Raw genomic sequence first — 20987 nt, 5'->3', positions numbered from 1 at the left:
CACCCGCGGCGCGACCTCCTCTGCCATGCCGAGGCGCCCGGTGCGCTCCCCGCTGGACACCGACCTTCCGGATCCGTTCGACGAGCTGCTCGCGTCGGACGCGACCGCGCCATGATGGGCGGGCTCATCGGTGGAAGGGAGCGGTGGACAGCGGAGGAGCCGAATGGCAACCAGAGTCCATGGACAACCGAAGATCAGACCGCCGGTGGGCCCGGCGTGGGGTGGCTCAGGTGCTCCTGATCGGCGCGGGCGCGCTGGCCTCGTGCTCGCCCAAGCGCGCCGAGGTCACGCCGCAGCCAGCGCCCACCGACAGGATCCTCACCGGCGCCGACGCGCTGGGCGACTGGACCACGGACGCGCCGGGCGTGAAGCGCAAGATCACCGTCGCCGCTCTGCCCCCGCCCAACGAGGAGGAGTCGGTGGTCAACAGGCCAAGCAAGGCAGATCGTCCAGCCGGTGTGTTCCCCAAAGTCCCGTCGGGATTCACCGTGACCGAGCTCGCCACGGGTCTGGAGGAGCCCCGCGTCGTGCAGGTGGCGCCGAACGGCGACGTGTTCGTGGCCGAGAGCAAGGCGGATCGGGTGACGGTGCTTCGGGACACGGACGGCGATGGCAAGGCCGACGTCCGCAGCGCCTTTGCCGAGGATCTCAACCGCCCCTTCGGCATCGCCTTCTATCCGGCCGGCGCCGATGCGCCGACGCACGTGTACATCGCGAACACCGACAGCGTTGTGCGGTTCCCTTACAAGGCGGGCGACACAAAGGCCAGCGGCCCGGCCGAGCCGCTGGTCACCAACATCCCCTCGGGCAAGGAAGCGGTGGGCGGCGGGGGCCACTGGACCCGCGATATCGCCTTCAGCAAGGACAGCCAGCGAATGTTCGTGTCGGTGGGATCCCGCTCCAACGTCGACGACGACGAGGACGAGATCCGGCGCGCCTGCATCCTGGCCTTCACGCCCGACGGCAAGAACGAGACGCTCCATGCGTCCGGCCTCCGCAACCCGGTCGGCCTGGCCATCGAGCCGGCGACGGGCGCGCTCTGGACCAGCGTGAACGAGCGCGACGAGCTCGGCGACAACCTGGTCCCCGATTACGTGACGCGCGTGCAAGAGGGCGGCTTCTACGGGTGGCCCTGGTACTACCTCGGCCCGAACCAGGATCCGCGTCACGAGGGCAAGCGCCCCGAGCTGAGGGACAAGGTCATCGTGCCAGACGTGCTGATCCAGTCGCACTCGGCGTCCCTCGACCTCTGCTTCTACACGGGCCAGCAGTTCCCGGCCGACTACCAGGGCCACATCTTCGCCGCGGAGCACGGCTCGTGGAACCGCTCGCGGCGCACCGGCTACAAGGTGATCCGCATCCCGGTCAAGGACGGCAAGGCGGCCGGCTATTACGAGGACTTCATGACCGGCTTCGTCACGAGCACCGGCGACGTGTGGGGTCGTCCGGTCGGCGTCGCGGTGGCCAGGGACGGCGCGCTGCTTGTGACCGACGACCAGAGCAACACCGTGTGGCGGGTGGCCTACGGCAAGTGAGACCACGAACCAAGGCGGCCGGCGAGCACGGGGCCTCACGTCGGTCGAGGGGCGGCCGAGGAGCGCCGCGCCGCTCCCCGTACTTGCGTGCCACGGCCTTGTATTCGCGCCAGCGCTCCCCGTGCCGGACCTCGCGCAGCGCTCACGATGCCGGCGGTCAGGGCCAATACGGCGCCGATCCCAAGTCCGACCCGAGGCGCTACGTCGAGGGAGGTGGTGGTGAAGAGCAGGGTCATGAGAACCGCCCCTGCCGTCTGACCGGTCAGACGAGCGGTGCCTTGCATGCCGCCCGCCGCGCCGCTCCGCTCCGGTGGCGCGGAGAGGAACATGTTGCGGTTGTTCGGCACCTGAAAGAGGCCGAACCCCAGGCCGCAGACGCTGGCGAACGCGATGAGCAGCCGAGGGTCGCCCTGCAGCGGCCACAGGGCGGTCGCCGCCAGGCCGAGGGCGAGGCAGGCGCCGCCGACAGCACAGAGCCACGCCGTCGGTACGCGGTCCGCAAGGCGACCGGCGACGACAGCTGTCGCAGCGACGGTCAGCGGCCAGGGCGTCATGTAGATCCCGGCCACGAGCGGCGTCTGCCCGAGCTGGTGTTGCAGGTAGAAGGGAAGCGCCACAAGGCCCGCCGTTTGGCCCGTGAAACAGCACACCGAAGCGATCACCGAGATCCGGAACGATCTGCCGCGCAGCAGGTCGAGCGGGATCATCGGGGTGGCCTTCGGCATCTCCCGACGAACCAGCCCCATCAGGGCGAGCGCCGCCATCGCGAGCAGCAGGCCGGCCGCGAGCGGCCGTGTCGGCAAGAGCTCCGCTCCGAGGACGAGCAGCGCAAAGGCGACGCCGTTCAGCGCGACGCTGCGCCCGTCGATCCGCTGCCCCGTTCCGGCGACCGCCGGAAGCGCGCGCGCGGCCAGCAGCGCCGTCGCGCCCACGGGGAGGTTCACCAGGAAGAGCCAAGGCCAGCCCATCGCCGCCAGGATCAGGGCGCCGAGGGCGGGGCTCGCGGCCGACGAGAGCGCGACCGTCAGCGCGTTCCAGCCGATGGCGGCGCCGAGCTGCTCCGGAGGAACGGACAACCGCAAGAGGGCGACCCCCAGCGCCATCACGGCGGCGCCGCCAAGGCCCTGGACGAACCGGGCGGCAACGAGCCAAGGCAGCGAGGGCGACAGGGCGCACAGCGCGGACGCCGCCGTGAACAGGGCGACACCCCAGACAAACACCCGGCGATAGCCGAGCCGTTCGCCGAGGGCTGCGCAGGGCAGAAGCGCCATGACGAGCGCGGTCTGGTACGCGGTGATGACGAGGACCGCCAGGGACGGTGTGGCGTTCAGCGCGCGGGCCATCGTCGGCAAGGCGACGTTGGCCATGCCCGCGTCGAGCACCACCAGGCTCATGGCGCTCAACACAGCGGCGATCGCGAGGGCGCGTCGCGGCGATGGCAGCCCGGCGTCGGCGTGGGCCTGCTGCGGCGTGGATCGGTCCAGGGGGGCCGTCGCGGCCCGCCCTTCGGCCAGGAGACGGGTCATGCTGCCGCCGTGGTCCAGACGCCGTTGCGTTCGACATACCGGGTGACCCGGCGCTCTTGCCGGTCCTCGACCCTCAGGTCTCGCTCCGTGAAGCGGAAGAGCAGGGCCGAGCTCGTCATGCACCGCGTGTCGTGAATGTCGCCGGGGAGGTACACCTGGACCTGGCCGGCCCGCACCAGGGTCGAGCCCCGCTTCACCAGCCGGACCTGGCCGTCCGGGTCCTCCACGCGCGCGTAGGTGCCCATCTCGATCTCGCCCTGCTGCATCGCATAGATCACCCACCCTCTGCCGTGGTCGTGGGGTGGCCGATAGAGGCCGGCGTGTTCGGTGTGCGCCAAGAGCACGAACCCATGGGTGGGGTCGCGATACAGCTCCTCATTTGTGGGCGCGCTCCGGTGAAGCGCCGCGAGCCACGCCTCTGACGGCGAAGCCTTGAGAAGAGTCTCCAGGTGCTGGCGGCACTCGGCGACCAGCTCGCTCGTCAGCGGCCCCCAGGCCGCCTTCGTGCCGTCGATGAATGTCTGCAGAGCGGTGTTGGTCATCGTCGTTCCCTTCGTTGAAGCGTCCCGGAAGGGTAGAGGGCCGCATGACCTACCGGAACGCGCGGCGTGTGCATGTTGTCCGTGCGCTGGACGCCATGGGACCCGCGACGATGATCTCGGCTCTCCCGCGATCTCGCCGCTGTCAACCGTCAAGCTCAAGGTTCATGCTATCTTCGGGGCATGTCGGCCCCCGACCTGAACCTGCTCATCACGCTCGACGTGCTCCTGGCAGAAGAGAGCGTGGCGCGCGCCGCTCAACGATTGCGGCTCAGCCCCTCGGCGATGAGCCGCGCGTTGGCTCGCCTGCGAGAGACGACAGGTGATCCGCTCCTCGTCAGGGCGGGCCGCGGCCTGGTCCTGACGCCTCGAGCGCTGGCCTTGCGTGAGCGGGTTCACCAGCTCGTCGAGGACGCTGAGGCCGTCTTGCGCCCGGATCAAGTGATTGACCTGACCGGGCTCGTCCGGACCTTCGCGCTGCGGACCAGCGATGGCTTCGTGGAAAACTTCGGCCCTGACCTCCTGGCACGAATCGGCGAGGAGGCCCCGGGGGTGCGCCTGCATTTCCTTCAGAAGCCTGACAAGGACAGCACGCCCCTCCGCGACGGTCGGGTCGATCTGGAGACCGGCGTCATTGAAGCGTCCCTTGGTCCGGAGGTGCGCAGCCAAGCCTTGTTCCATGATCGGCTGGTCGGTGTCGCGCGAGCCGGGCACCCTCTGAGCGACGGCAAGTTGACCGCCAATGCCTATGCCCAGGCGCACCACGTCATCGTCTCGCGCAGCGGCCATGAAAACGGCGCCGTCGAGCGACCGTTCCTGCCCCCCGGCCTCATCCGGAAGGTCGGAGCCATCGTCGGTGGCTTTTCAGCCGCGCTGTCGCTGGCGCGGGCTTCCGATCTGGTGGCCACGGTTCCAGATCGCCATACAGCGAGTATGCGCGACGGGATGTTCAGCTTCCGCCTTCCAGTGCCTGCGATCGGGTTCACCGTGTCCATGCTGTGGCACCCCCGGATGGACGCCGATCCGGCACACCGCTGGTTGCGAGCATGCCTTCGCGCTGTCTGCGCGTCGGAGAGCGCTGGTTAGAGGCCGTTGGGCCGCGCGCCGGGGCTCTCCGTCGCGCTGAAGACCGCTGGTGGGGCCGAGCGGAACACCGTGACAGCGCGATGAACAGCGCAGCGAGCGGGACAGAAGCGCACGTGGGCTCGAGCGCGCCCGCGCCGGCCCGCGCTCGAGCGCGCCGATCGAGCAGCCGCGGCGCCAGGATGAGCCCGTCGCGCGCGGCGCTCGATCGGGCCGCGGCTCACGCTAGCCTCCAGGCCGAGCGCCCCTGCTCCCCCTCGAGCCATGCAGCCCTGCCTCCTGATCCTCGTGCGCCACGGTCGCACCGCCGGCAACCGCGGTGGTCCCGGGACGCCGATGAGCGGGTGGACCGATACGCCGCTCGACGCGCGAGGGCGGGAGGAGGCCGCGGCGCTGGGCCGCCGCCTCGCCGGAGGCCCGGCGTTCGACGCCGTCTACGGAAGCCCGCTGAGCCGCGCGCTCGAGACGGCGCGGATCGCGGCGGGCGCGTGGGGCCCGGTCCGCCCGCACGAGGGCCTGCGCGAGATCTGCTGCGGCGAGGTGGACGGCGCGCCGCTCGAGGAGGTCAAGGCGCGCCACGCCGCGCTCTGGGAAGCCAACCTGCGCCAGGACGACGACGACTTTCGCTGGCCCGGCGGGGAGAGCTACCGCGAGTTTCGCGCGCGCTGCCTCGCGGCGATCAGCGCGATCGCCGCGGCGCACCCGGGGCAGCGTGTGCTCGTGGTCACGCACGCGGGCGTCATCGGCCAGATCGTCGGGGCGCTGCGCGGCGTCCCTCCCGCGCGGTGGGAGCCGTTCCGGCCGGGAAACGCCAGCCTCACGTCGCTCTCGTGGCAGGGCGAGCGCGGCGTGCTCCTGCGCTTCGACGACCGCGAGCACGTCAGCTCCAGCACGCGTCGGCCCGGCGGATGACGCGCAGCCAGTCCGCCGCGTTCCGGGCGGCGGCCGCGCGCGCGCTCGGCGCTGCGCCGGGATCGCTCGCCCCGCTCGCCGTCGCGAGGTGGTACCCGAGCGCGCCGGCGAGCGCGTTGGACGCGGCCGCGAACCAGTAGGCGTCGCGCAGCGGCCGGGTCAGCGCGGGGGCGAGGCCGCGCGCCGAAAGGTAGCCGGCGAGCAACGTATCGTGGCGGCGCCGCGCCTCCGGCTCCCAGTAGCCGAGGGCCTGGAGCCACGAGCTCACGTCCTCGAGCGGCGAGCCGATCCGCGCGCGCGCCCAGTCGAGCAGCACCGGCTCGGCGACGCCGTCGCGCCGGCGAACCATGACGTTGCCCGGGTGCACGTCGCCGTGGATCACGGCGCGGCCGAGCGGCTGGAACGCGAGGAGCTGGCGGCGCATCGCGGGCAGCGCCGCCACGACCCGCCGCAGCGCGGGCAGCGCCCGGGCGAGCGCGGGGACCTCGCCGCGGGGCAGGCGCTCGGCCAGCGAGAGGGTGCCCCGCGCCACGGCCAGGTTCTCGGTCTCGTAGTCCCACGCCGGCAGCGGGGCGCCCGGCGCCGTCTCCCCGTGGAGGCGCGCCAGCCGGTCGAGCACCCGGGCCGTGTGCCCGCTGTCGGTCCAGGGCCAGGCGTGCGCCGGCTCGATCCGCTCGAGGTAGAGCAGCCAGCGCCCGCGCCCGAGCCGCTGCGCGCCGAGCAGCTCGGGCGAGAAGCGCCGCGCGACGGACCTCGAGAGCCGCCGGTAGACGGCCGCCTCGCGCGCGGCCGCGCCGTGCACGAGCTTGGCGACGACCGCGACCCGGCGCGTCCCGGCGCCGCCGCGCAGCCGCGCGGTGACCAGCGCGACCTCCGAGCAGAGCCCGCCCTGGAGCGGGCGTATCTCGATGGCCGCGCCGCGCACGGCGTCGCCGTGCCGCGCGACGAGGAAGGCCGTCACCGCGGCGCGATCCAGGGCATCTCGTGTCATCCGTCGCCTCCCGGACCCGACGATGCGCCGAGGCCAGCTCACAATCCACACTGCGCCTCGAATCCGGTCCGCGAGCGAGAGCGACGGCGCCCGACGGCGCCGGGCAAGGCACCTGGCCCGCCCAGCCGTTGGCGCTGGATTCGTTTGCCTGGATGAGTATTCTCTCGCCCGGGTGTCGCGGCGGCGGAGCGCCGCGACAGGTCTTCACGGGACGGTCGGGCCGCCTTCCCCTTCCGCGCGCAACGTCGCGCGCGCCTTGGCGGTCCTTTGAGTCGATCCCCTTCTCAGCTTGCCCCCGGAACCTGGGCCCCTGCCCGCCGCATCGCCGAGCGCGTCCTCGGCCCGATCGAGCGCTTCCTGCACGTCGAGGCCGCCAGCGGGATCATCCTGCTGATCGCGTCCGTGGTCGCCCTCGCGTGGGCGAACTCGCCGTGGGGCGACGCCTACGACCACCTCTGGCACACCCCGCTCACGATCGGGGTCGGCTCGCTTGTGTTCACGCAGTCCCTCCACTTCTGGATCAACGAGGGGCTGATGACGATCTTCTTCTTCGTCGTCGGCCTGGAGATCCGGCGAGAGATCTACGAGGGGGAGCTCTCGGATCTCAAGCGCGCGGCGCTGCCGGTCGCGGCGGCGCTGGGCGGCATGGTCGCGCCCGCGCTCGTCTACCTGTCGCTCAACGCATCGCCGATCTCGCGGCACGGCTGGGGCGTCCCCATGGCGACCGACATCGCGTTCGCGGTGGGGGTCCTGGCCTTGCTGGGCAAGCGCGTGCCCCCTGCCCTGCGCGTGCTCCTGCTCGCGCTCGCGATCATCGACGACATCGGCGCCATCATCGTCATCGCGCTGTTCTACTCGTCGGGCATCGCGTGGAGCGGGCTGCTCATCGCCGGCGGCGGGGCGCTCGCGGTGCTGCTGCTCCAGCGCTTCGGCGTCCGCCCGCCCTCGGCCTACGTGATCCCCGGCGCCGTCGTCTGGTGGGGCATGCTCCGCGCCGGCGTCCACCCGACGATCGCCGGCGTCGCCGTCGGGCTGCTGACGCCGGTGCGCTCCTGGTTCGGCAGCGAGGGGTTCCTCGCCGCGGCCCGCGACGCGGTGAACCGGGTCGACGCGCTCACCCATCGCGAGAGCCACCGCACGGACGAGCTGATCGCGCCCCTCCAGCAGATCAGGAGAGCCCAGCTCGAGGCGCTGCCGCCCGTGGTCCGGCTCCAGGCGGGGCTCCACCCGTGGGTCGCCTACGGCATCATGCCGCTGTTCGCCTTCGCCAACGCCGGCGTCCGCGTCGACGGCTCCTCGCTGGACCACGCGGCCGCGGGGACGATCCTGCTCGGGGTCATGCTCGGCCTGGTCGTCGGCAAGCCGATCGGCATCTTCCTCGCGAGCTTCGCGATGGTCCGGCTCGGCGTCTGCGCCCTGCCGCGCGGCGTCGGCTGGCGCGGGATCACGGTCGTGGGCTGCGTCGCGGGCATCGGCTTCACGATGGCGATCTTCATCGCGGGCCTCGCGTTCGGCGACGCCGCGATGCTCGCCGCGGCCAAGCTCGGCGTCCTGCTCGCCTCGGCCGTGGCGGCCGTGGTGGGCCTCCTCGTCGGCAGGTTCGCGCTGTCGGAGGCCCCGACGCCCGGCGCGGCGCGGACGCTCGAGGAGGCCGAGATGTCGACGGAGCAGTAGCCGCCGCGGACGCTCGCCCGCGCGGCGGGGCTCAGCGAGCGCCGGCGTCCGGCGCCGCGCCGGTGTCCGCCGCGGCGCCGGCGTCGACCGGCGCGGGCTCCGGCGGCGCGCACGGCGCGATCGAGACGACGGCCCGCCACCGCGCGCCCTCGCCGACGTGCACCCGACCCGAGCGGAGCGCCGGCAGGGACCGGAGCGACGCGAGGACCGCCTCGAGCTCCCCGATGGGCTTCTCCCCGGGGTTCGGGGGCACCTCGACGCATCCGTGGAGCGCCTCCACGTCGTCCACCCAGGCCAGCGCGGGACGGGCTTCCTGGAGCCAGGGCCACCCGCTCTCCGGCTCGGCGACGATCGGCTCGGGCGAGAGGGCGCGGTCCTGCACCGCCAGCTCCGCGCCGAGCTCGCGCGAGAGCGCGCGCCCGAGCAGGTCGGCCGCCGGGGCGCCGAGCGCGGGGCCGACGTGCACGACCTCCACGACGGCCGGCTCGTTGTCCGGGAACCGGAGCCGCCACGCGACGAGCGGCCCCGCCGCGTGCGGCCACGCGCGCGCGAGCGACGCGGCGAGCTCCTTCTGGACGAGCGCGAGCTCCGGCTCCTTGCGCACCACGTCGACGGGCGTCGAGCTCGCCCTGAGCGACGCCGCCACCTCCTCCAGCGCGCTCGCGTCGAGGACCGCGATCACGTCGACCTTCGGGACCATGCCCGCGACGCCGGCGATCTTGTCGCGCAGGTCGTTCTCGATCCGCTCGGCCTCGTCGGCTCGGCCGAGCGTCACCAGGCGCACGGCGACGCTGCCGTGGTCGACCGAGACGCTCGACCGCACCGTGCTCTGCGGCAGCGCGTCCAGCATGCGCACGATCGCCGTGCGGACGCGCACCTGCCACGACACCCGCGCGAGCGCCTCCCGGAGCGGGGAGTACACGGCCCCGAGGAGCGCGAGCGGCATCATCACGCGGAAGATCCACCCGTGGCGCAGCTCGAAGAAGACCTGCAGCGCGCGCGCCACGCGACGGATCGCCCCCGGCTTCTGCTTCGCGAGCTCGGCGTGCTCGAGCTCCGCGGTGCTGACGGCGGTGTAGCCGAGGAGCAAGAAGCAGAGGATCGCGAACAGGAGGATCGCGCAGAGGTTCGCCGTGAAGAGCAGCGCGGCGCCGCTCGCGATGCTCTTCACCTGCGTGCCGATCCCGTAGCCGACAACACAGAGCGGGGGCACGAGCGCGATGCCGATGGCCGTGCCCGCGGCGGTCGAGGTCGTGTCCGAGCCGGGCCTCACGGTGGTGTAGGCGGCCGAGATCGCGCAGAAGATCGCGATGAGCAGATCGAGCGCCGTCGGCGAGGTGCGCGCGGCGATCTCCGACGTCACCTCGTAGAACGGCAGCATCAGCGTGAGGACCGCGGCGCTCGCCACGACCATGACGACGCTGAAGGCGACGCGCGTGAAGGAGCGCAGCGCCAGGAACGGCGAGCCGATCGCGAGGCCCATCCCGAGCTCGACGATGGGGCCCATGAGCGGCGAGATCAGCATCGCGCCGATGACGACCGCCCCGCTGCCGAGGACGAGCCCGAGCGAGGCGATGCCCATGGCGAGGAAGAGCTGGAGCCAGTACCCCGCCGCCCCCTTGGCGCTCCGCTCCAGCATGCTCCGGACGATGGCCTCACGGGCCTCGGGCTCGATGTCGAACGCGGCCGCGATGCGGTCCTGCAGGACCGCCCACGCGTGCCGCCCGGGCGGCGCTCCGGCGGGCGTCTGACGGTCGGGATCCTGATCCATGGCGCGCCTTATAACGCGCCCCTCCGCCGCGCTCTCCCCGGGAAGCGCGGGGCGCTCGCGGGCGACGCCGCGCAGCTGGCGGCGGCGGCGGCGGCGTCGGCCAAGGTCGTCAGGCATGGGCGAGGTGCGGCGTCCGGCGCGATCAGGCGTCGTATCCGGCGTCGAAACCAGCGTGGACCGAGCGCAGGAGGCGCCGGACCGCGCCCGCGTCGGGCAGCCGGTAGGCGGCGCGGCTGCTCTGGTTTCCGACGTGGATGGTGCACGCGGACGGCGGGAGCGCCGCGAAGATGTCCTCGTCCGTGCGGTCGTCGCCGATCGCGATCACCGCCGCCCGCGCGGGGACATCGTCGAGGATGAGCGGCACCACCCTGCCCTTGTGGACGCCGCGCGGCCGGACCTCGACCACCTTCGCGCCGGCGAGGAGCTCCAGCGTGTCCATGGGGATGCGCGCCTCGAGGCGCGCGCGCAGCTCGCGCACGTGCTCGCCCGCGAGCTCGGGCTCGGCCGTGCGGTAGTGCCACGCCAGGGTCACGGTCTTCTCCTCGATGAAGCTGCCCGGGGTGCGCCGGGTGACGTCCTCCAGGAGCGCTCGCACCTCGCCCTTCCACGCGGCGGCGTCCGACTCGAGCGCGACCCAGTCGTCGCTCGCCTTGGGCCGCGACCAGAAGCCGTGCTCGGCGTGCAGGTGGAGCGGCAGCGCGCCGAACCAGCGCTCGATGTCGGCGCGCCGGCGGCCGCTCACGACGTGCACGCGGTCGCGCTCGGACAGCGCCCTGAGCAGCGCGAGGAGCTCCTCGTCGGGCGCGGCGAGGTCGGGCACCGACGCGAACGGGACCAGCGTGCCGTCGTAGTCGAGGATCCACACGCGCTGCGGCGCGAGGCGGACGCTCTCGACGACGCTCTCGGGCATCCCCGGGCGCGACGCCACGGCGACCCCCGCGGGCTCCGGCGCCGCCGCGCGGTCGAGGTCCTCGAGGAACGACTGCGCCCAGGCGTGGACGTCGTGCGTGGCCACACGGCGGCGCAGCGCCGCCATCCGGACCCGCTGCTCGGCGGGCGGCATGGCGATCGCTCGCTTCACGGCGGCGGCGACCGAGCCGATGTCGTACGGGTTGACGGAGATCGCCTCCGCGAGCTCGGCCGAGGCCCCCGCGAATTCGCTCAGGATCAGCGCCCCGTCGTCGTCGACCCGCGCGGCGGCGTACTCCTTCGCGACGAGGTTCATGCCGTCGCGGAGCGGGGTCACCAGCATGACGTCGGCGGCGAGGTAGAGGGCGACCACCTGCTCGAACGGCAGCGAGCGGTGCATGTAGTGGATCGGCGTGGAGCACGTCGTACCGTGCTGGCCGTTGATGCGGCCGACCAGCTCGTGCACGACCCGCCGGAAGTCGGCGTACGCGCCGGCCATCTCCCGCGTGGGCACGGCGAGCTGGATGAAGCGGACCTGCTCGCGCAGCGCGGGCTCGCGCTCGAGGAGCCGCTCGATGGCGAGCAGGCGGCGCGGGATCCCCTTCGTGTAGTCGAGGCGGTCGATCCCGAGCACGATCTTGCGGCCGCGCGCCTCGGCGCGGATGCGCGCCGCCTCCTCCCGGACGCCGGGGTGGCCCGCGAGCCGCTCGATCTCGGCGGCGTCGATGCTGATCGGGTGGACCCCGAGCGCGACCGTGCGCCCGTCGTGCTCGATCGCCGCCTCGCCCGGCTCGACGCCGAGCACGTGCGCCGCCGACGCCGCGAAGTTCCTGCGGTAGCCGGCCGTGTGGAAGCCGAGCAGGTCGGCGCCGAGCAGGCCTCTCAGGATCTGCTCCCGCCACGGGAGGATGCGGAAGACCTCGGCGGACGGGAACGGGACGTGGAGGAAGAAGCCGATCCGCGCCCCGGGGAGGCGCCGCCGGAGGAGCGCCGGGAGGAGCATGAGCTGGTAGTCGTGCACCCAGATCGCGTCGCCGGGCGTGTACTGCGCGGCGACGACGTCGGCGAAGTGCTCGTTGACGCGCTGGTACGCCTCCCAGTCGAGCTCCGCGTCCAGGTTCACCTTGTCGAGCAGGTAGTGGAACAGGGGCCAGAGGACGCCGTTCGAGAAGCCGTCGTAGAAGCGGTGCTGCTCGGCGGCGCCGAGGTGCACGGGCACGGCGCGCATCCCGGCGAGCGCCGCGTCGGCGTCGTCGCGCTGCTCCGGTGTGAGGCTCGCCACGCTGCCCGGCCAGCCGATCCAGAGCGCGCAGTGGCGCTCGTGCGGGCCGCGCATGGCGGCGGCGAGGCCGCCCGAGGAGCGCGTGAGGCAGAGCGCGCCGTGCTCGACACGCACGCTGATCGGGAGACGGTTGGAGACGATGAGCAGTCGGGACATGGAACTCCCCTCCTCTACGGTAACGAGGCGCCGCCCGTCGGGCGCGAGGCGCGGCAGGGCCCTCATCCGCCGGGCGCGAGGCGCGCCGGCGCAGAGGGACGAGCCGCGCGCACGCGAGGCCGCGTGCCGTCGAAGACGAACAGGGCGCGATGCCCACCCGGGATCGTCGCGGGCGAGCGAATACTTTGAACTCAAAACATATCGCGCGGCGTCGCGCAAGCTGATCCGGCGCGCCGGCCGACGTCGCGCGTCGATCGATCCGCGATCGCGCCGCGCAGGAGCGTCGCGGCGCGTCGCGCGCCGGTGGAGGGCGAGGCGCGCTGTGGGCCGAGAGGTCCGCGGGCCGCGCGCGATCGCGGTCGCTCGGGAGGGCGCGACGCCGGCAGGCCGCGCGGGCGCGCTCTCAGGGCGGCGCGGCTCGCCGGTACGACCTGCCTGCCCGGTCGCTTGGCCAGCAACCGAGCGCGCAATCGTCGCACGCCGCACAGGCAGGCACACCTTTCGCTGCTTCACGGCAGTCCATGCCGATCGGATGCGACACCGACTTTTCTCCAGCCGCACAGCAGCTCGGAGCGCGGGTCGAGGCGCGGCTCGTCGCCGGGCTCCGGCACGTAGGGCTCGCCGGGATCGCGAGCGCCTGCCGAGCCCGCCTGGCGGTGCTCTCGCGTCGCTCGGAAAGCCGGGTCGAGAGACGATCCGGGCGCAGCGTCGAAGAGAGATTTCGGAGCTCGCCCGTCCCGGTGCTCGTCGCCGAGGGCGCTGATCGCCGGATCGCGTAGCCACATGCCAAGGGGGCCATGCACCGTTCGGCAACAAGGTACCTCGCATGCTACCGACCCTCGCATGGACCCTCGCTGTTCCCTTCCTCGGCGCAGCGCTCGTGCTGTTTCTCTCCTCGCGGTGGGCTGGACGCGTCGCGCTCCTCCCTCCTGCGCTCCTGCTCGTCATCATGCTTCCGCGGTGGCCCGAGGTGTCCGCGGGCGGATCCACGACGGTCCCGATCGAGTGGATCCCCTCCCTCGGGATAACGGCGAATCTGCGCCTGGACCGCCTCGGCGCCTTCTTCGTGCTGCTCGTCGCCGGCGTGGGCCTCGGCGTCGTCCAGTACAGCCGCGTCTACCTGGGACCGAAGGGCAAACCCACTTACTGGGCGGCGCTCCTCGCGTTCATGGGGGCCATGATCGGGGTCGCCCTCTCGGACTCGCTCGTGCTCCTCTACGTGTTCTGGGAGCTGACCACCATCGCGTCCGCTCTCCTCATCGGGATGGACTCCACCGATCCGGAGGCGCGGAGCGGCGCGATCCGCGCCTTCCTGGTCACGGGCGCAGGCGGCCTCGCGATGCTCGCCGGCGTGGTGCTGCTCGGACAGCTGGCTGGCACCTACAACCTGTCCGAGCTCGCCCCGCGCGCGGGCGAGATCGTGGCGAGCCCGCTGCATGTCACCCCGCTCATGCTCCTCCTCGCCGGGGCGTTCACCAAATCGGCGCAGTTCCCGTTCCACTTCTGGCTCCCGGGCGCCATGGCCGCGCCGGCGCCCGTCAGCGCCTATCTCCACTCCGCGACGATGGTGAAGGGCGGCATCCTCTTGATGGGCCGCCTGTTCCCTGTGTTTCATGCGTCCCCCGCTTGGCGTCCCGTCCTCGTCACGGTGGGGCTCACCACCTTCGTCGTGGCCGGATGGGATGCCCTCCGTGCCTGGGACCTGAAGAAGCTCCTCGCTTACAGCACGGTGGCCTACCTCGGCGTGCTGACCGCGCTGTACGGACTGTATACGAGGGCAGGGACGCGCGGTGAGCTGCTCAATATCGCGAACCACGCGCTGTACAAGTCCTCCCTGTTCTTGCTCGTCGGCTGGATGGAGAGGGTGACGGGGACACGCGATCTGTCGATCTTGAAGGAGGAGCACTGGTTCCGGCGCGAGCCGGTCGCCGGGGTCCTGATCGGGTTCGGCGCCGCCGCCATGGCCGGCTTTCCCTTCGTGCTCGGCTTCATCAGCAAAGAGGTCCTCTACGAGGCGCTGCTCTCCGATCGTTCCCCGGCCGGCGTGGTCGCGCTCGTGGCGGCCGTCGTGGGCGGGGCCTTCGCTGTCGCCTATGCCCTCAAGCTCTTCGTCAGCTCGTTCTGGGGCCCCGACATCCCGCCTGAAGATCGCGGCCACCCGAGGCGCCAGCTCTCGCCATGGCTGCTTGTCGTCCCGCTCCTCTTGCTCGCCCCGCAGGTGATCGGCGGCGTGGCTCCCGGGTGGCTGGGTTCCCTGCTCGAGCCCGGAGCCGAGCGGCTGGGGTGGCTCGCCGTGTGGCACCACGTCGACGCCCTCTTCGCCCTCAGCCTGATCACCATCGCGCTGGGGGTGGGCGGCTATCTCCTCTGGAGGCGAGTCGCAAAGCCTCCCGGCGAGCCGGAGACGCAGATCCTCTCCGACCGCATCTCCGGGGCCGTCCTCCGACTCTCGGGCTGGGCCGGTCGAGCCGCACAGGCAGGGGGGCTGCCGCGGTATCTGGCGGTGATGCTCCTCTTCGCCGCCGCCGCGTCGTGCGCCGCCGTCGCCCTGGGGGATGGGCTCTCCGCGACGAGGACGTGGGGCCCCGATCTCGGGATCTCCTGCCTTCCGGCGCTCATGATCGTCGCCGGCGCGGCGCTGACGCCCTTCGGGCGGAGCCGTATCGCCAGGATCGTGACCATGGCGGTCGCGGGGTACGGCGTCGCGGTCTTCTACATCCTCTTCCGCGCCCCCGACCTCGTGCTCACGCAGATCCTTGTCGAGACGGTCTCTCTCATCCTGCTCCTGCTCGTCTTTCGCAGGCTCCCCAGGCCAGGCCCCGACGTGCGGCCTCGCAGCACGCGCGTCGCTCACGCCGCGGTGGCCGGCACCGTGGCGGCCCTCGCGGCGGCCCTCGCCTGGAGCTCCGGTGTCCAGGCTCCGAGGGCCCCTGCCGGAGCCGAGCAGCTCGCGCTGTCGCTCCCCGAGGCGCACGGAAGGAACGCCGTCAACGTCATCCTCGTGGATTTCCGGGGCGCCGATACGCTCGGTGAGATCACCGTGCTCGCCGTCGCCGCGCTGGGCGTGGCGGCGCTGCGTCCGCGGCGCGCGCCGGCTCCGACGTCCAGGCATGGAGGGGGCGGGTCATGCGATCACCCTTCCTGAGCTACGTGGCCGCAGGGGTGCTCCCGCTGATCACCGTCCTCGCGCTCTTCCTGCTGCTCCGCGGGCACGACGCGCCGGGCGGCGGCTTCATCGCCGGGCTCGTCACGACCATCGCGTTCGTCCTGGCGGCCTTGGCCTTCGGCGTGGGCACCGTGCGGGCCGCGCTCGCCCCGCTCGCTTGCCGGTTGCCCTGGCTCGGCCTCCTCGTCGCCGCGGCGTCGGGGCTCCCGGCGGTCGCGCGCGGCCAGGCCTTCTTGACCCATTACCACCTGCAGATCGGCGCCGCCGATGCTCCCGCGCTCCGCCTCTCGACGACGCTGCTCTTCGACGCCGGGGTCTATCTCACGGTGGTAGGCGCCGCGATCAAGGTGCTCGACGCCTTCGCCGCGGAGGCGCCGCTGTGATCGGGGCCGCCGCGATCGCGGCCGGGGTGCTCCTCGCTGCGGGGCTCTACCTCATGCTGTCCCGCGACGTGCAGCTCGTGGCGATCGGCTTCTTCCTGCTGTCCAACGGCGTGAACCTCTTCGTGCTGACCGCCTCGGGGATGCCCGCGAGCGCCGCGCCGCCGCTGATCCCGGAGGACGATCCGGCCGCCGCCCTCGCCCGCCCCACGGCCGATCCGCTCGCGCAGGCGTTCATCCTCACGGCGATCGTGATCGGCTTCGGGATGGCCGCCTTCCTGCTCGCGATCGCCGTCGACCTCCACCGGAGGGAGGGGAGCGATGAGCCCTCCGGGAGGGACGACGCATGAACGCCACGATCGTCGTGGTCCCGGTGCTGCTGCCCCTGTTCACGGCGGTGCTCCTGGCGCTGCTCTCCGGGAGGCCGCGGATGGAGCGGTGGCTGTCGCTCGCCAGCGGCGCCCTCCTCTTCGCGACCGCTCTGGTGATCTCCGCCCGGACGAGCCGCGGCGCGATCCTCGTGCTCGCCCTCGGCGGCTGGAGCCCGCGCGTCGGCATCGTGTGGGTGACGGACTCGCTCGCCGCCCTGATGCTGCTGTTCGCGTCGATCGTCGCCCTGGCCGCGCTCGCCTACGCGCCCGGATCGCTGCGCGGCGCGCGCGAGCGGCGGTGTTTCTACCCGCTCCATCAGCTCATGATGGCAGGGGTCAACGGCTCTCTCGTCACCGGCGATCTCTTCAACCTGTTCGTGTTCTTCGAGCTCATGCTCCTCTCGTCCTTCGCGCTGCTCGCGCTCGGCACCCGGACCGGGAGGCTCCAACCGACGCTCACGTACGTGGTGATGAACCTCGTCGCCAGCGCGCTGCTCCTCGGCGGCGTGGGCGCGGTCTACGGCACGGCCGGCACCGTGAACATGGCCGAGCTCGCGGTGCGCGTCCGCGAGGGGGGCCTGCCTCTCGCCTTCTGGGGCGCGGGGGCCCTTGTGCTCGTCGTCTTCATGGTCAAGGCGGCCCTGGCGCCGGTATTTTTCTGGCTGCCCGACGCGTACCCGGAGGCCTCCGCCGTGGTCAACGGCCTCTTCGCCGGGCTCCTCACCAAGGTGGGCGTCTACACGCTGTTCCGCGCCGTTCCGCTCCTTGGCACTGCCGCGCCCGGCGGGCTTCGCCCGGCGCTCCTGGTGATCGCCGCGGCCACGATGGTGATCGGGGTCGTGGGGGCGCTCGGGCGAAGCACGACGCGCGGCATCCTGTCGTTCCATATCGTGAGCCAGGTCGGCTACATGATCTTCGGCCTCGCGCTGTTCACCCCGCTCGCGGTGGCGGCGGGGCTCTTCCACACGATCCACAACATGGTCGCGAAGACAGCGCTCGTCTTCGCAGCGGGCATCGTGGAGGGCATCGGCGGGTCGGATGCGCTCTTCCACGTCCGCGGGCTCGCGCGCACGCACCCGTGGGTGGCCGCGGGCTTCTTCGTCCCCGCCATGTCGCTGGCCGGACTGCCCCCGCTCAGCGGGTTCTGGGGGAAGCTGCTGCTCGTCGTCGCCGGCTTCCAGGCAGGGGCCTTCGTCGTCACCACGGTGTCGCTCGTCGTCGGCCTCCTCACGCTCGCGTCGATGCTCAAGATATGGAGCGCTGTCTTCTGGGGAGAGCCCACCGAGCAGCGGTTGCCTCGGGCCTGGGCCGACCGGGGCATGCTGAGCGCGACGCTCGGCCTCGGCGCGCTCACCGTGATCCTGGGGCTCGCGGCGGGGCCGATCCTCGCGCACCTCGAGCGGACCGCGACGGCGCTGCTGGAGGCGACGCCCTACGTGGACGCGGTCCTCGTGCAGCGACGATGAGCCCATGCACCACCTCGCGTTGAACCTGGTCCTCGCGATCGTCTGGGTCCTGCTCCAGGCGGACCTCTCCCTGGGGGGGCTGGTCATGGGCTTCTTCGTGGGCTTCGGCGCGATCGCGCTCACCGAGCGCGCGCTCGGCCGGAGCGTTTACTCCCGCGCTGCGGCCGGCGCGCTCGCCCTTGCCTGGAGCTTCGTCCAGGAGCTCGTCCTCTCGAGCCTCGCGCTCGCGCGCGATATCCTCCGCCCACGACCCGTGTTCCATCCGGCGTTCGTCCGCCTCGATGTGCGCGACCTGAGCCCCGTGGAGACGACCCTCCTCGCCTGCCTCGTCTCCCTGACGCCGGGCACCCTCACGGTCGACGTGGGTACGGACGAGCAGGCGCTCTACATCCACTCGCTCTACGCGCGCGATCCGGCGGAGCTGGGCGGCCGGCTGCGCCGCTTCGTCCATCTGATCCAGCGCGCCGCAGGCCGCGGGCTGCCGTCATCGCCGGAGGAATGACATGGAAGGCGTCGATCCGCGGTCCGCCGTCCTCTTCGCCTCGCTCCTCGTGCTCGGCGCCGGCATCGGGCTCTGCACGATCCGCATCGCGCGCGGGCCGACGCACTTCGATCGACTTGTCGCGTTCGATTGCCTGCTGATGAACGTCGTCGGCGTGGCGCTCGTGGCATCGATGCTGCTCTCGACGGACGCGTTCATCGACATGGTGCTTGTGACCGTGCTGTTCGGGTTCATCGGCACCATCTCGCTGGCCGCCTACCTGGAGGGCTCCCTTGTTCGCTAGCGCGCTCGAGATCGCCGCCGCCCTGGCGGGGACGTTCTTCATGTTCGTGGCGTCGCTCGGCGTCCTGCGCCTCCCGGACTTCTATGCGCGCATCCACGCGCCGACGAAGGCCGCGACGCTGGGGCTCGCGTGCCTGCTCGCCGCGCTCGCGCTGCACTTCAGGGAGCTCACGAGCGTGACAAAGGCGCTGCTGGCGCTGCTCTTCGTTGGCGTGACCGCGCCCGTCGGCGCGCACATCGTGGCGCGGGCGGCGTACCGCAGCGGCGTGCGGGCGCCCGGCACGCTGGTCGACGATTACGGCTCTTCCGTGCGGCGCCTGCGCGACGAACGCGGGCGTGCGGCGGATGAAGCGGATGAAGCGGATGAAGCGGATGAAGCGGATGAAGCGGATGAAGCGGATGAAAAAAAGGACGGGTGAGCCGAGCGCGCGCCGCCGTAATTGTTTTGACCTCAAACAATGGACGAGCTAGACATGCTGTCATGAGCCTGTCCTTCTCCGGGCCGAAGGGGTGGATCGAGCAGCGCTGGATCGTGTACGCGTTGATGCGCGACAGCATCCAGCACCACCTCGAGGACGGACGGCCGAGCGAGGAGTTCGAGGCGATCCACGGCGCGGCCGGGGCGCTCGGCGGGCAGCGCGTGATGCTCCCGGCGCGCAAGCTCCACGAGGAGCTCCGGCGGGCGCGGGCCGCGCTCTCGGGCCGCCCGATCGACGCGCTGGCGATCAGCGGCCGGACCCGCGCGGTCATCAGCCTCCGCTGGCCGCCTCCGGACCGGCGCGAGACGATGCTCGTCAGGGACTGGGGCGACTCGGTGCCGCTGCTCGGCGCGCCGGGCGGCGACAGCCTCGACGACGTCTTCGGCCACCTGCTCGACGGCCTCCTGCGCATCACGGAGGGAGCCTCCGAGTCGGATCGCGTCGAGGTCCTGGACCTGTAAGCGCAGGCTCACTGGATCCGCAGGTCGATCGTCATGTCCTTGCCGCCCCGCTGGACGGCGATCGCGAGGTTGTTCGCCGAGCGCAGCCGGGCATAGGCCTGGAGCGCGCTCTGCGGGTCGGTCAGATCGAAGCCGTTGATCGACCGGATCGTGTCCCCCTTGCGCAGGCCGACCGCGGGCAGCAGCGAGCCGGCCGTGACGCGCGTGAGGCGAACGCCGATCACCCGCTCTCCCTCCCGGACGGGGGCGATCCGCGCGGAGCGCATGAGCTCGCCCTGCTTCTCCAGGACCAGATCGATCGCCGTCCGGTCGACGATGAACTCGGTGTCGCTCACCTTCCGGATCTTCGACGCGATCTCGGCCGGGAGCGCGCCGCGCTTCGGCGGCTTCGACGGCTGCGCCGGCTTCGGCGCAGCGCGGGGCGCAGGCGTGCGCCGGTTGTCGCCGATGCGGACCTGACAGCGCGCCCCCGGCTCGGCGAGCCACACGCGATCCCAGCCGATCGCGAGGACGGAGCGGCCCTCGACCGGATCGCCCGCCCTCCGGAGGAGCGGCTCCCCTCGCCCGGCCGCGATCGTGGCGAAGGACCAGGAGGGATCCTCCGAGGCGGCGATCAAGACGACGCGCGCGCCCTCGCAGATCGGATCCAGCAGCGGATCTCCGTAGGTGACGGCGTCTCCGTCCTCCTCCGCTTCCGGAGGCCTCGGCGTGAGGGGCCCCGTCCTCGAGTCGAACGGGTTCCGCGCGAGGATGGCCGCCGCGCTTGTCGTGTGATCGCCGGCCTCCACGACGGGCCGCGGCGGCGGCGGCGGCGGCCGCGACCGAGCTCCGGGCAACCCGGAGAGCAACGCTTCCTCCACGAGGTGCGAGATCCCGGAAGCCTGCTGGTACGCAGCCGTCATGACCATGCCGCCGAGGAGCACCGGGAAAGTTCGCTTGATGAGGAGTTCCGGGATCACCGTCGCCTTCCAGATCGAGTGTCCACGCGAGCGCCGGTGCACCCCGCGATCCGCCAGCAGCCATGGATATCGTTGGATCGCGGGAGCCCGCGCGGGCGTTCCTTGCGCGCAGCGACCCTCGCGCGAGCGCAGCCTGCCCGCGGTGGAGCAGCATCCGTGCCCAGGTGGCTTGGGAGTTGCTGCCAGGTAGCGCATGACGAAAAGGACAGGGTCCGCACGGATCCCCCGCCCCATCGCCTTCCTCGCCACGTTCGCCGCGCTCGCCTCCACCGCCGGGCTTCTGGCCGCGAGCGCCGCGAGCGCCGCGGGCTGCGCTCCGGGGCCGCGGAACACGCCCTGTTCCAGCGATGCCGAGTGCCGGGGCCGCGACGACGATCTCGCGTATTGCATCAGCTCCACGTGCGTCGAGTGCCTCTCGAGCTCGATCTGCGGCGCCGGGAACGAGTGCGCCGACGGGCGATGCGTGCTCCGGTGCCGGGACGCGCGCGACTGCCGATCCGACCAGCTCTGCCGCGACGGCACCTGCGAGGCCCGATGAGGTGC

The 20987-nt window shown here is 72.3% G+C and carries 19 protein-coding genes; 13 read left to right on the top strand and 6 right to left on the bottom strand.

Annotated features, from left to right (window positions below; all coding sequences use genetic code 11):
- Window positions 1-179 precede the first annotated feature (179 nt).
- The gene (locus WME75_RS17165) at window positions 180-1535 is read left to right on the top strand and encodes a PQQ-dependent sugar dehydrogenase (protein ID WP_437492103.1); all 1356 of its coding nucleotides are present in this window, start codon (window positions 180-182) and stop codon (window positions 1533-1535) included.
- A gap of 35 nt (window positions 1536-1570) precedes the next feature.
- On the opposite strand, the gene WME75_RS17160 is transcribed toward WME75_RS17165, so the two are convergent.
- Together WME75_RS17160 and WME75_RS17155 are read right to left on the bottom strand one after the other, a co-directional pair.
- Window positions 1571-3061 (bottom strand): MFS transporter, encoded by a 1491-nt coding sequence (locus tag WME75_RS17160; RefSeq protein WP_437492101.1) that lies wholly within the window; start codon window positions 3059-3061, stop codon window positions 1571-1573.
- Window positions 3058-3603, bottom strand: a complete 546-nt coding sequence (locus WME75_RS17155) for a hypothetical protein (RefSeq protein WP_437492099.1) — start codon at window positions 3601-3603, stop codon at window positions 3058-3060. Before WME75_RS17155 ends, WME75_RS17160 begins: the two co-directional genes overlap by 4 nt.
- A 180-nt stretch (window positions 3604-3783) precedes the next feature.
- Between WME75_RS17155 and WME75_RS17150 the strand changes: the two genes are divergently transcribed.
- The gene (locus WME75_RS17150; protein ID WP_437492097.1) at window positions 3784-4686 is read left to right on the top strand and encodes a LysR family transcriptional regulator; all 903 of its coding nucleotides are present in this window, start codon (window positions 3784-3786) and stop codon (window positions 4684-4686) included.
- 261 nt (window positions 4687-4947) lie between these two features.
- On the top strand, window positions 4948-5595 hold the full coding sequence (locus WME75_RS17145; protein WP_437492095.1) for a histidine phosphatase family protein: 648 nt from the start codon (window positions 4948-4950) through the stop codon (window positions 5593-5595).
- Here the strand turns inward: WME75_RS17145 and WME75_RS17140 are convergent.
- Window positions 5564-6586, bottom strand: coding sequence for a phosphotransferase family protein (locus WME75_RS17140; RefSeq protein WP_437492093.1), 1023 nt, complete (start codon window positions 6584-6586; stop codon window positions 5564-5566). The two genes, WME75_RS17145 and WME75_RS17140, sit on opposite strands and share 32 nt — an antisense overlap.
- A 267-nt stretch (window positions 6587-6853) precedes the next feature.
- Here WME75_RS17140 and nhaA point away from each other — a divergent pair, with 267 nt between their 5' ends.
- Complete coding sequence (nhaA, locus tag WME75_RS17135) at window positions 6854-8260, top strand: Na+/H+ antiporter NhaA (RefSeq protein ID WP_437492091.1); 1407 nt, start codon at window positions 6854-6856, stop codon at window positions 8258-8260.
- A 31-nt stretch (window positions 8261-8291) separates the two neighbouring features.
- Here nhaA and WME75_RS17130 read toward each other — a convergent pair whose 3' ends face one another.
- Together WME75_RS17130 and WME75_RS17125 are read right to left on the bottom strand one after the other, a co-directional pair.
- A complete protein-coding gene (locus tag WME75_RS17130; protein WP_437492089.1) occupies window positions 8292-10031 on the bottom strand; it encodes a DUF389 domain-containing protein in 1740 nt (579 codons plus the stop codon).
- 142 nt (window positions 10032-10173) lie between these two features.
- Complete coding sequence (locus tag WME75_RS17125) at window positions 10174-12378, bottom strand: bifunctional alpha,alpha-trehalose-phosphate synthase (UDP-forming)/trehalose-phosphatase (protein WP_437492087.1); 2205 nt, start codon at window positions 12376-12378, stop codon at window positions 10174-10176.
- Between the two features lie 826 nt (window positions 12379-13204).
- Here WME75_RS17125 and mbhE point away from each other — a divergent pair.
- The 8 genes from mbhE (at window position 13205) to WME75_RS17085 (ending at window position 19485) form a co-directional block, all read left to right on the top strand.
- Entirely contained in the window at window positions 13205-15523 is a 2319-nt protein-coding gene (mbhE, locus tag WME75_RS17120) for a hydrogen gas-evolving membrane-bound hydrogenase subunit E (RefSeq protein WP_437492085.1), read from the top strand.
- Window positions 15505-15927 carry an MnhB domain-containing protein gene (locus tag WME75_RS17115; RefSeq protein WP_437492083.1) on the top strand — a complete coding sequence of 141 codons (423 nt, stop codon included), beginning with the start codon at window positions 15505-15507 and terminating at the stop codon, window positions 15925-15927. The genes mbhE and WME75_RS17115 overlap by 19 nt, the downstream gene beginning before the upstream one ends.
- Window positions 15924-16274, top strand: a complete 351-nt coding sequence (locus tag WME75_RS17110; RefSeq protein WP_437492081.1) for a sodium:proton antiporter — start codon at window positions 15924-15926, stop codon at window positions 16272-16274. The genes WME75_RS17115 and WME75_RS17110 overlap by 4 nt, the downstream gene beginning before the upstream one ends.
- Window positions 16271-17761 carry a proton-conducting transporter transmembrane domain-containing protein gene (locus tag WME75_RS17105; protein WP_437492079.1) on the top strand — a complete coding sequence of 497 codons (1491 nt, stop codon included), beginning with the start codon at window positions 16271-16273 and terminating at the stop codon, window positions 17759-17761. The genes WME75_RS17110 and WME75_RS17105 overlap by 4 nt, the downstream gene beginning before the upstream one ends.
- Before the next feature lie 4 nt (window positions 17762-17765).
- Window positions 17766-18263: a Na+/H+ antiporter subunit E gene (locus WME75_RS17100; RefSeq protein WP_437492078.1), complete on the top strand. Its 498-nt coding sequence runs from the start codon at window positions 17766-17768 to the stop codon at window positions 18261-18263.
- A gap of 1 nt (window position 18264) precedes the next feature.
- Complete coding sequence (locus tag WME75_RS17095; RefSeq protein ID WP_437492076.1) at window positions 18265-18546, top strand: monovalent cation/H+ antiporter complex subunit F; 282 nt, start codon at window positions 18265-18267, stop codon at window positions 18544-18546.
- Entirely contained in the window at window positions 18536-18964 is a 429-nt protein-coding gene (gene mnhG, locus WME75_RS17090) for a monovalent cation/H(+) antiporter subunit G (RefSeq protein ID WP_437492074.1), read from the top strand. The genes WME75_RS17095 and mnhG overlap by 11 nt, the downstream gene beginning before the upstream one ends.
- Window positions 18965-19026: 62 nt before the next feature.
- Complete coding sequence (locus WME75_RS17085) at window positions 19027-19485, top strand: hypothetical protein (protein WP_437492072.1); 459 nt, start codon at window positions 19027-19029, stop codon at window positions 19483-19485.
- Window positions 19486-19493: 8 nt separating this feature from the next.
- Here the strand turns inward: WME75_RS17085 and gspC are convergent, their stop codons facing one another.
- Entirely contained in the window at window positions 19494-20444 is a 951-nt protein-coding gene (gene gspC, locus WME75_RS17080) for a type II secretion system protein GspC (protein WP_437492070.1), read from the bottom strand.
- Window positions 20445-20637: 193 nt separating this feature from the next.
- Here gspC and WME75_RS17075 point away from each other — a divergent pair, with 193 nt between their 5' ends.
- Complete coding sequence (locus tag WME75_RS17075; protein ID WP_437492068.1) at window positions 20638-20982, top strand: hypothetical protein; 345 nt, start codon at window positions 20638-20640, stop codon at window positions 20980-20982.
- Window positions 20983-20987 lie beyond the last annotated feature (5 nt).

This window comes from Sorangium sp. So ce1014, assembly GCF_051521505.1.
Classification (GTDB): domain Bacteria; phylum Myxococcota_A; class Polyangia; order Polyangiales; family Polyangiaceae; genus Sorangium.
Note: the sequence above shows the minus strand (reverse complement) of the source record. Positions and strands in the feature narration are given on the sequence as shown.